Here is a 14163-nt window from a genome sequence, read left to right as displayed (position 1 = left end):
GTGTTCTGCCGTCCGGACCCGGGCGGCAGCGGTTTGCCTGACCGACTAACTATCCACAACGGAGCCCCTACTACATGACCATCACCTCCACCGAGAAGCCCGGTACCCCCGTAGTCGCCATTAACGACATCGGTACCGCTGAGGACTTCCTCGCAGCTGTCGACGCCACCATCAAGTACTTCAACGACGGTGACCTCGTCGAAGGTACCGTCGTCAAGGTCGACCGCGACGAAGTTCTGCTCGACATCGGTTACAAGACCGAAGGTGTCATCCCTTCCCGCGAGCTTTCCATCAAGCACGATGTTGACCCCGGCGACGTTGTCGCCGTTGGCGATCAGGTCGAAGCTTTGGTTCTCACCAAGGAAGACAAAGAAGGCCGTCTGATCCTCTCCAAGAAGCGCGCACAGTACGAGCGTGCCTGGGGCGACATCGAGAAGGTCAAGGAAGAAGACGGTGTCGTTACCGGTACCGTCATCGAGGTTGTCAAGGGTGGCCTCATCCTGGACATCGGCCTGCGCGGCTTCCTGCCCGCATCCCTCGTCGAGATGCGTCGTGTCCGCGACCTGGCTCCGTACATCGGTCAGCAGATCGAAGCCAAGATCATCGAGCTGGACAAGAACCGCAACAACGTTGTTCTGTCCCGCCGTGCATGGCTCGAGCAGACCCAGTCCGAGGTTCGCTCCACGTTCCTCAACAAGCTGGAAAAGGGCCAGGTTCGTCCGGGCGTTGTTTCCTCCATCGTCAACTTCGGTGCATTCGTGGACCTGGGCGGCGTAGACGGCCTCGTTCACGTTTCCGAGCTGTCCTGGAAGCACATCGATCACCCCTCCGAGGTTGTCGAGGTTGGCCAGGAAGTCACCGTCGAGGTCCTCGAAGTGGATCTGGACCGCGAGCGTGTCTCCCTGTCGCTCAAGGCTACGCAGGAAGATCCGTGGCAGACCTTCGCCCGCACCCACGCCCTCGGCCAGGTTGTTCCGGGTAAGGTCACCAAGCTGGTTCCGTTCGGTGCGTTCGTTCGCGTCGAAGACGGCATCGAAGGCCTCGTGCACATCTCCGAGCTGGCTGTCCGCCACGTTGAGCTCGCCGAGCAGGTTGTCTCCGTTGGTGACGAACTGTTCGTCAAGGTCATCGACATCGACCTCGAGCGTCGCCGTATCTCCCTCTCCCTCAAGCAGGCTAACGAGGGCGTTGACGCTGACAGCACCGAGTTCGATCCCGCTCTGTACGGCATGGCCGCTGAGTACGACGAAGAGGGCAACTACAAGTACCCTGAGGGCTTCGACCCCGAGTCGAACGAATGGCTCGAAGGCTACGAGAACCAGCGCGCCGCTTGGGAGCAGCAGTACGCTGACGCCCAGACCCGCTGGGAAGCCCACAAGAAGCAGGTTGCCCAGCACGCTGCCGACGACGCTGCTGCTGCAACGTCCGGTGAGAGCGATTCCGGCACCACCAGCTACTCCTCGGAGCCGGCTGCTGCTGAGTCCAACGCCGGTACCCTGGCGTCCGACGAAGCACTCGCCGCGCTGCGCGAGAAGCTCACCGGCAACTAATTCCGCCTCCCTCACGGGATGTGCTGAATAGCCAAAGAAGGACCCCTGCCTCCGGGCGGGGGTCCTTTTGCGTTGTTCGATCGGAACCGGGCGCGGGCTTCTCAGCGCGGGAGGTCGATCCATTCGGTTCCCTCGGGCCGCAAGTCAATGGTTCCTGCTGTCAGCGATGCCAACCTGCCCTTGGCCTCGGCAAACTCAGCGGGGTTGTCAGCGAGTGCCAGTCGCAGGATGGTGTGCTTGGCCTCGTAACCGGTTTCGGCCATGACGTACCCCGCACCCCGGAGCTCATTCTCGAGGCGTCCGGCTTCGGCGTGTGGAACCTCCAATGCACAGAGGCGCAGCCGCCGGCGGATCACCAGGGGAGCGGACTCCAAGGCTGACGAGACAGACTCCGAATAGGCACGCACCAGCCCTCCCGCGCCCAGCAGGATCCCACCGAAATAGCGCACGACGACGACACTTACGTCACTCAGGTCAGTCACCTGGGGCGCTGTCTCGCGTTTGATGAGGGCTTCCAGCATGGGAATGCCGGCGGTTCCCGAGGGCTCACCGTCATCACTGGAGCGCTGGACCATGCGGTCCGGTCCGATGACGAACGCCGAGCAATGGTGGCGGGCGTCGTGGAATTCACGCCGTAAATCCGAAACCAGCGAACGGGCGGTCTCCTCATCGGGCGAACGCCGTAGGACGGTAATGAACCGGGACCGCCGGATCTCCAGTTCGTGGCGGACGTCGGGCCCCGCGGCGAGCGTTGTGTACGTTGTTGCGCGACTGTCGTCCTCAATTTCCACCGCTTCAGTCTAGTGTTGAGTGGTGTTGAAGATTGGGCTGACGGGCGGCATCGCCTCGGGAAAATCGCTGGTTGCATCAAGGCTGCAGGAATTGGGCGCCGTCCTTATCGACGCTGATGCCATTGCACGGCAGGTGGTAGAACCTGGCACTCCCGGCCTGGAACGGGTGGTGGAAGCATTCGGTCAGGGCATCCTCGACCAGGACGGCCGGCTGGACCGGCCTCAGCTTGGCTCCATAGTGTTCCGGGACGCCAGGCAGCGGGAAGTGCTCAACGGCATCATCCATCCGCTGGTCCGTGAAGCAGCCGCGGCAATTGCCGCAGCTGCGGGCGCCGGGGACATTGTGGTGCAGGACATTCCGCTGCTGGTTGAGACAGGGCAGGTCAGCAACTTTCATCTGGTGTTGGTGGTTGATGCGCCGGACGACGTCCGCTTGCAGCGCATGGTCGAGTTCCGCGGAATGACGCCGGCAGACGCCCGCTCCCGCATGGCGGCACAGGCTACGCGCCAAGTGCGCAATGCTGCCGCTGACGTGTTGCTTTCCAACGCAGGCACGCGGGAGGAACTCCTGGCCCAGGTCGATGCCCTCTGGGAGCAACGCTTGGTGCCGTTCGTGGAGAACCTTCGACGTGGCGTGCGGGCCTCCAGACCAGGCGCGGCTGTCATGGTCCCCGCCGACGCTACCTGGAGCACACAGGCGGAGCGGCTGGCGGCCCGCATTGCTGCGTCCGCACCGGGGGAGATCCTGGCGGTCGACCACATAGGTTCGACGTCGGTGCCCGGCTTGGCCGCCAAGGATGTCATCGATCTCCAACTTGCCGTGACGGACCTGGGGACGGCGGACCGGATTGCGCCATTGCTCACCGCCGCCGGCTATCCGGCCGTGCCACATGCCAACGCGGACACGCCAAAATCCGCCGATCCGGATCCACGGCGGTGGGAGAAGAGATTCCACGCCAACGCGGACCCTGGCCGCCCAGTGAACCTGCACGTGCGGGTGGCAGGGTCTCCCGGGTGGCGTTACGCCCTGCAGTTCCGTGACTGGTTGCGGGCCGAACCATCGGCACTGGCCATATACGAGGCGCACAAACGGGAACTCGCAGCCAAGCACGCTGAAGACCACGGCACCACAGGCTACGCGGATGCCAAGGAGCCTTGGTTCACCGATGTCGCCTGGCCGCTCATGAATGAGTGGTCGGACCGCACGGGCTGGCAGCCGCCGTCGTATTCCTCTTCTGCTGATGGCAAACGCGGACAGTAGTTGTCCTGGGGCGGGGGTAGATTTGATTCATGAGCCTTGCCCAGGAAATCAACCGCGTCGTCGCACCTTTCGAAGTGATCAGCGAGTTCAAACCTGCCGGTGACCAGCCGGCCGCCATCGCTGAACTGACGGAACGCATCAACAACGGCGAGAAGGACGTTGTCCTCCTTGGCGCCACAGGTACGGGCAAGAGCGCTACGACGGCGTGGCTCATCGAGCAGGTCCAGCGACCCACCTTGGTGATGGTCCAGAACAAGACCCTCGCGGCTCAGCTGGCCAATGAATTCCGCGAACTGCTGCCCAACAACGCGGTGGAGTACTTCGTTTCCTACTACGACTACTACCAGCCGGAAGCTTACGTAGCCCAGACTGATACCTTCATCGAGAAGGACTCCTCCATCAACGAGGAAGTCGAACGGCTGCGCCACTCCGCCACCAACGCCCTCCTCACCCGACGTGATGTCATCGTGGTGGCCACGGTGTCCTGCATCTACGGCCTGGGAACGCCCGAAGAATACATCGCCGGGATGGTCACCCTCCGCAAGGGAGCGGAGATGAACCGGGACCACCTGCTGCGGAGATTCGTTTCCATGCAGTACACCCGCAATGACATGGACTTCCACCGGGGGACGTTCCGGGTCCGCGGCGACACCGTGGAAATCATCCCGATGTACGAAGAACTGGCCATCAGGATCGAATTCTTTGGCGATGAAATCGAGAACATCCAAACCCTTCATCCGCTGACCGGAGAAGTCCTCCGGGAGGAAGAGGAGATGTACGTGTTCCCGGCGTCCCACTATGTGGCCGGGCCGGAACGGATGGCACGTGCCATCAAGCGGATCGAAGACGAACTTGCCGACCGACTGAAGGTCCTTGAAGGGCAAAACAAGCTGGTTGAAGCGCAACGCCTACGGATGCGCACCACATATGACCTCGAAATGATGCAGCAGATGGGCTTCTGCAACGGCATCGAGAACTATTCGGTGCATATCGACGGCCGCGCCCCCGGGACGGCACCCCACTGCCTGCTCGACTACTTCCCAGACGACTTCCTGCTGGTCGTGGACGAGTCCCACGTGACCATTCCGCAAATCGGTGCCATGTACGAAGGTGACATGTCCCGCAAGCGCAACCTGGTGGACTTCGGTTTCCGGTTGCCCTCCGCCATGGACAACAGGCCCCTGAAGTGGGACGAGTTCCTGGAACGTATCGGCCAGACGGTCTACCTCTCCGCAACCCCCGGCAAGTACGAGCTCGGCAAGGCTGATGGCTACGTCCAGCAGATCATTCGACCCACGGGACTCATCGATCCCGAGGTAGTGGTCAAGCCCACCAAGGGCCAGATCGACGACCTGCTGGGCGAAATCAGGACCCGCACCGAAAAGAACGAACGCGTCCTGGTGACCACCCTGACGAAGCGGATGGCGGAGGACCTCACCGACTACCTGGTGGGCCACGGCGTGAAAGTGGAATACCTCCACTCCGACGTCGACACCCTGCGGCGCGTCGAACTGCTCCGTGAACTCCGCATGGGGGTCTTCGATGTATTGGTGGGCATCAACCTGCTCCGTGAAGGCCTCGACCTGCCCGAAGTTTCCCTGGTCAGCATCCTCGACGCTGACAAAGAAGGCTTCCTGCGTTCCTCGACGTCCTTGATCCAGACCATTGGGCGTGCTGCACGTAACGTTTCGGGCCAGGTACACATGTACGCCGACCGGATTACGGACTCCATGGCCCACGCCATCGAGGAAACCAACCGTCGCCGAGCCATCCAGGTCCAGTACAACACCGACCACGGCATCGATCCCCAGCCGCTCCGCAAGAAGATTGCCGATATCACCGACCAGCTGGCCAAGGAAGATGCCGACACCCAGGAACTGCTGAACAACAACCGGCTGGCTAAGGGTGCCAAGCGCGGTAAGTCCGCCGCCAAGGGTGCCGCGACGGTCCGGCAGGACGGGCTTGCTGCAGCTCCTGCCGAGGACCTTGTGGGACTCATTGAGCAGCTCACGGAGCAGATGCACGGGGCCGCGGCCGAGTTGCAGTTCGAAGTGGCTGCCAGGATCCGTGACGAGGTCAAGGAGTTGAAGCGCGAATTGAGGCAGATGCAGACCGCAGGCCACGCCTAAGGTAAGGTTGGAGGCACGTAGGGGAGTATCCCAAGCGCTAAGTCCGTCAGCACGCAAGGCATAGTTGCCTCGCCGGGCCTAGCGGGTCGCCATGTCAGAGCATTGAGTCTCCAGGCGACCGGAGAGACTTACACCGCTTTCACGTACCCTGCGAAAGGCCCTTAAATGGAGCTCCCTGTCTGGTTCGAGGTCGGCTCGTTCGTCGTCCTCGGAATTATTCTGCTGATTGACCTCCTGCTGGTCGTCAAGCGCCCCCACGAACCCTCAATGAAGGAAGCCGGTCTCTGGGTCGCTTTCTATGTGGCCCTGGCCATGGTGTTCGCCGGAGCAATGTTCTACTTCACCGGTCCGGAGTACGGCAGCCAATTCATCGCGGGTTGGGTTACCGAGTACAGCCTGAGCATCGACAACCTGTTCGTCTTCATCATCATCATGGCCCGCTTCGCGGTGCCCCGTAAGTACCAGCAGGAAGTGCTGATGGTGGGTATCATCATCGCGCTGGTCCTGCGCGGCATCTTCATTGCCCTGGGTGCCGTCGTCATCGAGCAGTTCAGCTGGGTCTTCTACATCTTTGGCGCGTTCCTGCTCTGGACCGCCTGGAAGCAGGCCAAGGACTCCGGTGAAGACGAGGAAGAAGGCGCCGAGAACCCGCTTATTGCGCGTCTGCGCAAGGTCCTGCCCATGTCCGAGAAGTTCGACGGCGGCAAGTTGCGGACCACCGTTAACGGCAAGAAGGTCTTCACCCCCATGCTGATCGTCTTCGTGACCATCGGCCTGACAGACCTCCTGTTTGCTGTCGACTCCATCCCGGCGATCTTCGGGCTCACCCAGAGCGCCTTCATCGTGTTTACAGCGAACATCTTCGCGCTGATGGGCCTGCGCCAGCTGTACTTCCTGCTTGGCGGCCTGATGACGCGCCTGGTCTACCTGAAGCACGCGCTCTCAGTGATCCTGGCGTTCATTGGCGTCAAGCTGGTCCTCCACGCCATGCACGTCAACGAACTGCCCTTTATCAACGGCGGCCACCACATCGAGTGGGCCCCGGAGATCCCCACCTACGTATCGCTCGCAGTCATCGTCGGAACCATCATTGTGGCCGTCGTCGCCAGCCTCCTGAGCCCGGCAGCGCGCCAGGCCAAGATGGATGCAAGGCTGGAAGAGGACGCACGAAAGAGCATGAGCGAAGCCGAGTAGTCGGCTTGGATCGTTGTAGTCTCATGAAGTGAACACCACTTCGACGACGGCGCTGGACCCTCAACGGGTCCAGCGCCGTTCCGTTTTCCTCCTCAGCTCTGCCCAACTCCTCAGCGGAGTCGGCAATGGAGCCACATTGTCCATTGGTTCGCTCTTGGCCGTGGACCTTTCCGGTTCCGAGGCATGGGCGGGTTCGATCACCACGGTACTGACTTTGTCCGCAGCGATCGCAGCTCTACCGCTGGCGCGGTTGGCCGAGGCACGTGGGCGCCGTGTCGGTCTCGTGACCGGCCTGGTGGCAGCCATGGCCGGTGCGCTCCTCATCATCCTTTCTGTGATGAGCCAGTTGTTCGTTGTCTTGTTGTTGGGCGCGGCCTTCCTTGGCCTCGGTACCGCAGCGAACCTCCAGGCGAGATTCGCCGCCGTCGACCTCGCTGAACCCGAACGCCGTGGCCGGTCGCTCTCAACGGTGGTCTGGGCGATCACTATCGGGGCGGTCGCAGGTCCGAACCTCATCCAGCCTGGCGCTGCGGTCGGAGCGGCTTTGGGCCTGCCTTCGATCGCTGGACCGTTCGTGTTTTCCGCCGCGGGGCTGCTGCTGGCAGCCATACTGCTTTTCGTCGGCTTGCGGCCGGACCCCTTGCTGCTGGCCCGCCGCCTGGCCGCCGACGCCAGCGGGCCAGGCGCCACGGGGGAGAAGCCCGTGAGGGGCACCATCGGGTCCGGCCTGCGGGCTGTCCGCTCGTCCCCGCCAGCGATGCTGGCGCTCACGGCCGTGGTCGCCGCTCACGGGGTGATGGTGGCTGTCATGTCCATGACGCCGCTGCACCTGCAACAACTGCTGGGTGGATCGCATCAGGGGCACCACGGAGGGACCACCGACAGCACGGACGCCCTTGTGGTCATAGGTGTGACCATTTCGCTGCACATCGCCGGCATGTTTGCCTTGTCGCCGTTGTGGGGGTGGCTGACGGACAAGGCCGGACGACTGAAGACCATCGCCCTGGGCCACGGCCTCTTGTTACTGGCAGTGCTCATCGCCGGCTTCGGCCAGCACGAGCCTGTCCTGGTGACGAGCGGACTGATTCTGCTCGGCCTGGGTTGGTCCGCAGCCACCATTGCCGGCTCAACATTGTTGGCAGAGAGCGTCGCACCGGGCCAACGGGTCACCGTGCAGGGCGTATCGGACACGCTGATGGGTGCTGCCGGGGCAGTGGGCGGCGCCACCTCCGGGCTGCTCCTGGCATGGATCGGCTACCAGGGCCTCAACGTTGCTTCCAGCATGGTGGCGGCAGCGGTACTGGTCCTGGCCGGCATTGCGGCCCTGCGGGGACCACTCCGCCCAGCCGGACACTCCCGAGACCAAGTGATTCAGTGATTCAGATCTAGCGGGCAGCCCGGACCATGCCCAGCAACCGCCCGAAGATGCCCTCCCCGTCCTCGCCAATGCCATCATGGTGGAAGTCCGGGGTAACCCACGGCTGGAGCCCACGCACGGCGGCCGCCGTCTCCAGGGAAAGGTCATGATCGACGTAGATATCGTCCCTGTACACCGCCGCCGCAACCGGGACAGTGTTGGCTGCCAGCCTTCCGGTGTCGTACAAAGGCTTCCAGTCCTTCTTGCTGGCCAGCAGACCAGCGACCTCACGCAGTGGGACGAGTGATGGATCCTGCTCGAAGTACCACGGATAAACCATTTCGCCGGTGAGCAGCGGCTCGGCGGCGTCCGGCTCGAATTCCGGGTAGTCGCGCAGCACCCTCCACGCGGCCCAGTTGGTGGCTTCTTCCTGGCCGTAGATCGATTCGTGCATCACGGCGTAGAGGGGATTGGTTCCCCTGCTCACCAGCACCCGCACCTGTTCGAGGAACGATTCGGATAGCCGCTGCCCTGCGCCCGTCTCAATGAATGCGTCTTCCAGGAGGTAGTGCAGCGAATCAACCCTGCTGTTGCCGCCCAGGAACGACCCCACCATTTGGAACCGCTCCGGCGTCAGCCGCTCACCGCTCGCCAAAAACTCAGGTTGCTGTTCCAAATGACGCACAATCCGGGTCACGAGTTCCCGGTCCTCGGGGTACCACGAGAAGTATTCTGCGTTGCGGGCCGCGACACGGCGGAACGTGGCGCGGTAGACGCGATCGGCCGGACCCTGGAGAGGGGCCAGTCCACCGGTAATCAGTACTTCCCGCAGCCCTTCGGGCGCGAAGGACAAATACGTCAAAGCACAGAAACCGCCGAAGCTTTGGCCCAGGACGGTCCATGGTCCGGAGTCCAGGACCGCGCGGATGTGCTCAGCGTCGGCCACGATGGAATCCGCCCGGAAATGCGTCAGGTACTCTGCCTGCGCCTCGGCGTCTCCCCGTCGTTCCAGGCTCTGGCGCTCGATGGGCGCGGACAAACCCGTCCCGCGTTGATCGAGCATCAGGATGCGGAAATCCTTGGCGGCGGCCTTCATCCATCCGGAGAGGGAGGTGATCCTATTGCCCCGGCCACCCGGCCCACCTTGGAGGTACAGCAGCCAGGGCAAACGGCTGGCTGTCTCCGGCGTGTGCTCAGCGGAGGAATATTCACGGGCGAACACCGAAATCGTCTCGCCGGAGCCGCCTTCGCTGTCGGTTTCATGGTCCAGGGGAACCGTGAAGTAGTGCTCCACGGTCCGGATCCCGCGGAATTCGTGGCGGGCGCGGATGCTATGGCCGTTGTTTGGCTGCACTTTTTCAGCCACGGGCGAGTGCCTGGTTGACGTGGCCGTCGTTTGCGCCGAACGCTTCAAGAGCGTCACCTGTCAGACGGAATGTTGACCATTCCGCCATGGGGAAGGCGCCGAGGTTCTTATAGAAATTGATCGAGGGTTCGTTCCAGTTCAGGACGCTCCACTCCACGCGCGCATATCCACGTTCGACGGCGGTCGCGGCCAGATGCTGCAACAGCGCCTTGCCGTGGCCTTCGCCGCGCGCGTCGGGGACGACGTAAAGGTCCTCCAGGTAGATGCCGTGGACCCCTTCCCACGTGGAGTAGTTCAGGAACCACAAAGCGAAGCCCTGCACCGTGCCCGCGGCATTCTCGGCGATGGTGGCGTAGACACGGGGGTTGTCGCCAAAGAGGACGTCCGTGAGCATCTCCGGGGTGTTCTTGACGGCGTCCGGTTCCTTTTCGTAGATCGCAAGATCGTGGATCATACGAAGGATAGCGGGGACGTCTTCAACGGTGGCGGGTCGGATTGCACTCATGGCATCGAGCTTACTAGGGGAGATCGGCCTGCCGCCGCCACGCCAACGCTGACGATCCGTACTGTACGGGCGGCTCCCGGTACATGAGCTGCGTGCCTTCCACCAGGAGGGGTGGCCCCACGAACCTGAGGGTGCCATAGGGGCTGTCCGTGACCAGAAAATCGGGCTCCAGCAGGGGACTGGTAGCACCATCCCCGTGGACCGGGGGAAGTTCGAAAAGTTGCTCGGCGGTACGTGCCAGTGACATCGTCGCCGATCCACCACGTCCGGTCCGTAGCCGTTCGCCCAACAAGGCAATGACGGCAGCAGCCAGGCCGTACCCGGTGGCATGGTCCAGGGCCTGTACCGGCAAGGCGCCGGGTCTCCACCCTGCGTCGTCGGGTTGTCCATACCGTTCGGCGATCCCTGTGGCCGCCTGCACCAGACTGTCGAATCCACGCCGCCCCCTCCACGGTCCACCGCGGCCCCACGCGGTCAAGGTGGCAACGACGAGGCCGGGCCTGCTCGCCAACAGCGCACCGGGCGCCAGACCGAAACGGTCGAGGCCGCCGTCGTGGTATCCCGTGACCACAACGTCGGCCGAAGCAACCAGCCCGTTCATGACGGCGAAGTCCGCCGTCCGGCCAAGATCCGCCTCGGCGCTTCGCTTATCGAAACCTGAATCGACGAAAGCGTCCGTTAATTCCGGAAGCTGGGGCGGGTCGATGCGTAGTACGTCCGCGCCGAGGGCACCCAGGAGCCGAGTTGCGGTGGGGCCGGCAATGACACGGGTCAGGTCGAGCACCCTGAGGCCGTCCAACGGCAGCCGTGGGTTGCCGGCAGGAAGCCAGGCCGTGCCAGGCGAGGCGGCAGCATGCTCAGCCGAAGGTTCGACGTCGATCCAGTCGCCGGACGCCGCCGCCGGACGCATCGGCGAGGCGAGCCATTCGGTGCGGCTCCGGACGGCCGCAGCCACGCCCTTGTTGGCCACGATCGCGGCCTCGGCCTCCAGGGAGGTCATCGACAAGAGCGCCCGGTCCGCGTCTTGTGGGCCCCTGGCTGAAAGGGCTTCCAACAAGCGCGCCGCATGGTGTGGATAGTTGGCGTGGAGGCGGATCCAGCCATCAGCGGTGGGCCGGAATCCTGACATCGGAGCGAAGCCCATCGGTTTCTGACCGTCGATTCGCAAGTATCCGAGTGAATCGAACGAGGCTGCCACCGGACCGGCGGCCACGGAGTACCTGTCGGCGGAGCCGGTCAGTGCGTTAAGTGCAGTTGCCACCGCTTGAACTGAGCCGAGCGCCAGGCCCTCCACATCCAATGCACCGCCCCACCACCGGCGCGGGCCGTCCCAAGGGGCGGGTGGCAGTTCACCGAGTGCCCCCAGTTCCCGCAGGCCTGCACCGAGGTTGGGGATGGTTCCCATGGGATTCCCGTTCAGAGCCTGTTGACGTCTGTCACGCGGACCACGGCGGTGCCGGACTCATCAGAAGCTGCAAGGTCCACTTCGGCCGAAATGCCCCAGTCGTGGTTGCGTGCCGGGTCATCGAAAATTTGCCGGACCTTCCATGTGCCGGGCTCTTCGGTAATGATGAGCAAGCCCGGTCCGCGGGCGTCGGGACCGGTGCCGATGTCGTCGTGTTCGTCAAAGTAATCGTCCAACACGTCTTCCCAACGCCCGGCATCCCAGCCGGCATCGGCGTCGAGCTCGCCCAGGGCGTTGGAATCCTCGTCAGCGAAAAGTTCCACCCTGCGGAACATCTCGTTACGGACCATCACCCGGAAGGCCCTGATGTTCGACGTCAGCGACGGAGGCGGGGGCGGGGGAGCGTCATGCGGTGTCGGCGCCGCCCCGGAGGTGAGCTCTTCCCATTCATCCAGCAGGCTCGAATCCACTTGGCGGACCAGTTCGCCCAGCCAGGCGATGAGGTCTTCAAGATCCTCGCGGAGCAGGTCTTGGGGAACGGTCTGCCGGAGGGCCCGGAAACCGTCCGCCAGATAGCGGAGGACGATGCCCTCCGAACGGGCCAAGCCGTAGAACTGGACGAACTCCCCGAAGTTCATGGCGCGCTCATACATGTCACGGATGATCGATTTCGGTGCAAGCTCAAAGTCGCCAACCCAGGGGGCTGCCTTGCGGTACACCTCGAAGGCTTCGCCGAGGATCTCCGCCAACGGCATGGGATAGGTGACTTCATCGAGCATCGCCATGCGCTGGTCGTACTCGATACCGTCAGCCTTCATGGCCGCAACCGCTTCGCCACGTGCCTTCTTCTGCTGCGCGGAAAGTATCTGTCGAGGCTTCTCCAACGTCGACTCGATGACGGAGACAACGTCCAGGGCGTACGACGGCGACTCAGGGTCGAGCAGTTCCAACGCAGCAAGGGCGAAGGGGGACAGCGGCTGGTTGAGGGCAAAGTTTGCCTGCAGGTGAACGGTGAGGCGTACCGAACGTCCTTCAGCCTCTTGCTGGTCCTCGGGGATCCGTTCAACAACTCCTGCTGCCAGGAGTTCGCGGTAGATCCCCAAGGCTTTCTTCATCAGTTTCAGCTGCGCGGGGCGGCTCTCATGGTTTTCGCTGAGAAGCCTGCGGGTTGCCTGGAAGGGGTCGCCAGGACATTCCATAAGGTTCAGCAGCATCGCGTGGGTGACGGTGAAGCTGGACGTCAGCGGCTCCGGTATGGACTCCACCAGCTTGTTGAAGGTCGGCTCGCCCCAGGAAACAAACCCCTCCGGAGGCTTCTTCTTGACCACCTGGCGCAGCTTCTTTTGGTCATCTCCGAACTTGGCCGTGGCCTTCGCCATGGCTTTGGTGTTCTCCACCACGTGCTCCGGAGCCTGGACCACCACCGTACCTGCAGTGTCGTAGCCCGCGCGGCCTGCGCGGCCTGCAATCTGGTGGAACTCGCGGGAGTTCAGCGGCCGGGTTCGTACGCCGTCGTACTTGCTGAGAGCCGTCAACAGCACGGTGCGGATGGGTACGTTGATGCCGACGCCCAAAGTGTCGGTGCCGCAAATAACCTTCAGGAGTCCTGCCTGGGCAAGCTGCTCCACCAAGCGGCGATACTTCGGAAGCATTCCGGCGTGGTGGACACCGATGCCGTGGCGGACCAGCCTGTTGAGGGTCTTTCCGAATCCGGCGGCAAACCTGAAGCCCGCGATGAGTTCAGCGATCCGGTCCTTCTCGTCACGGCTGCACATATTGATGCTCATTAGGTTCTGTGCGCGTTCGATGGCTTCAGCTTGGCTGAAGTGGACCACGTACACCGGAACCTGCTTGGTGGCGAGCAGGTCCTCCAGGGTCTCGTGTACAGGCGTCACCTGGTAGTAGTAGTGCAGCGGGATGGGGCGTTCCGCGGAGCTCACGGTGGTGGTGGAGCGGCCGGTGAGTTCCGTCAGGCCGGCCTCGAAGCGGGTGACGTCGCCCAAAGTGGCGGACATGAGGAGGAACTGGGCCTGGGGGAGTTCCAGCAATGGAACCTGCCACGCCCAACCGCGTTGCGGGTCGGAGTAGAAATGGAACTCGTCCATGATGACGGAGCCCAATTCGGCAGAAGCCCCCTCGCGGAGGGCGATGTTGGCAAGGATTTCCGCGGTGCAGCAAATGATCGGCGCGTCCTGGTTCACGCCGGAATCACCCGTGATCATCCCCACGTTCTCCGCGCCGAAGATGTCGCACAGGGCGAAGAATTTTTCCGATACCAGGGCCTTGATGGGAGCCGTGTAGTAGCTTCGTTTGCCCCGTGCCATGGCTTCGAAGTGAGCCGCGATGGCCACCAGCGACTTTCCGGAACCTGTGGGGGTGGCGAGTATGACGTTGGCGCCGGAGGCGAGTTCCATGATCGCTTCGTCCTGCGCCGGGTACAGCTGAAGCCCCCGACTCTCCGTCCACTCCACGAACCGTGTGTAAATTTCGTCCGGGTCCAGGGGACCGGTATCGGCGGAACCGGGAAGCTGCTCAAGAAGTTTCATTGGTTTCCAGCTTAGTGCCCGCACGGTTTAGGCTCGGCCCAGCAGTGATGCCAGACGCG

Annotated in this window: 10 protein-coding genes; 5 read left to right on the top strand and 5 right to left on the bottom strand. The window is 63.1% G+C overall.

Annotated features, from left to right (window positions below):
* The first annotated feature begins 74 nt into the window (after window positions 1-74).
* Complete coding sequence (gene rpsA, locus J2Y68_RS01890; RefSeq protein WP_090821282.1) at window positions 75-1550, top strand: 30S ribosomal protein S1; 1476 nt, start codon at window positions 75-77, stop codon at window positions 1548-1550.
* Window positions 1551-1651: 101 nt separating this feature from the next.
* Here the strand turns inward: rpsA and J2Y68_RS01885 are convergent, their stop codons facing one another.
* Window positions 1652-2341: an IMPACT family protein gene (locus tag J2Y68_RS01885; protein WP_309988961.1), complete on the bottom strand. Its 690-nt coding sequence runs from the start codon at window positions 2339-2341 to the stop codon at window positions 1652-1654.
* A 22-nt stretch (window positions 2342-2363) separates the two neighbouring features.
* On the opposite strand from J2Y68_RS01885, the gene coaE reads away from it, so the two are divergent.
* The 4 genes from coaE (at window position 2364) to J2Y68_RS01865 (ending at window position 8303) form a co-directional block, all read left to right on the top strand.
* Window positions 2364-3602, top strand: coding sequence for a dephospho-CoA kinase (coaE, locus tag J2Y68_RS01880; protein WP_309988958.1), 1239 nt, complete (start codon window positions 2364-2366; stop codon window positions 3600-3602).
* A gap of 29 nt (window positions 3603-3631) precedes the next feature.
* Window positions 3632-5731, top strand: coding sequence for an excinuclease ABC subunit UvrB (gene uvrB / locus J2Y68_RS01875; RefSeq protein ID WP_309988955.1), 2100 nt, complete (start codon window positions 3632-3634; stop codon window positions 5729-5731).
* A 165-nt stretch (window positions 5732-5896) separates the two neighbouring features.
* Window positions 5897-6925, top strand: a complete 1029-nt coding sequence (locus J2Y68_RS01870; RefSeq protein ID WP_309988952.1) for a TerC family protein — start codon at window positions 5897-5899, stop codon at window positions 6923-6925.
* A 28-nt stretch (window positions 6926-6953) separates the two neighbouring features.
* A complete protein-coding gene (locus J2Y68_RS01865) occupies window positions 6954-8303 on the top strand; it encodes an MFS transporter (protein WP_309988949.1) in 1350 nt (449 codons plus the stop codon).
* A 7-nt stretch (window positions 8304-8310) separates the two neighbouring features.
* Here J2Y68_RS01865 and J2Y68_RS01860 read toward each other — a convergent pair whose 3' ends face one another.
* The 4 genes from J2Y68_RS01860 to J2Y68_RS01845 are packed head-to-tail and all read right to left on the bottom strand — an operon-like array spanning window position 8311 to window position 14104.
* Complete coding sequence (locus J2Y68_RS01860) at window positions 8311-9648, bottom strand: alpha/beta fold hydrolase (protein ID WP_309988947.1); 1338 nt, start codon at window positions 9646-9648, stop codon at window positions 8311-8313.
* Window positions 9641-10153, bottom strand: a complete 513-nt coding sequence (locus tag J2Y68_RS01855; protein WP_309988944.1) for a GNAT family N-acetyltransferase — start codon at window positions 10151-10153, stop codon at window positions 9641-9643. The genes J2Y68_RS01860 and J2Y68_RS01855 overlap by 8 nt, the downstream gene beginning before the upstream one ends.
* Window positions 10154-10166: 13 nt before the next feature.
* Window positions 10167-11558: a CoA transferase gene (locus J2Y68_RS01850; RefSeq protein ID WP_309988941.1), complete on the bottom strand. Its 1392-nt coding sequence runs from the start codon at window positions 11556-11558 to the stop codon at window positions 10167-10169.
* Between the two features lie 11 nt (window positions 11559-11569).
* Window positions 11570-14104 carry a DEAD/DEAH box helicase gene (locus J2Y68_RS01845; protein WP_309988939.1) on the bottom strand — a complete coding sequence of 845 codons (2535 nt, stop codon included), beginning with the start codon at window positions 14102-14104 and terminating at the stop codon, window positions 11570-11572.
* Between the last annotated feature and the right edge of the window lie 59 nt (window positions 14105-14163).

Source organism: Paenarthrobacter nitroguajacolicus (assembly GCF_031455195.1).
In the GTDB taxonomy this organism is placed as follows: domain Bacteria; phylum Actinomycetota; class Actinomycetes; order Actinomycetales; family Micrococcaceae; genus Arthrobacter; species Arthrobacter nitroguajacolicus_D.
Note: the sequence above shows the minus strand (reverse complement) of the source record. Positions and strands in the feature narration are given on the sequence as shown.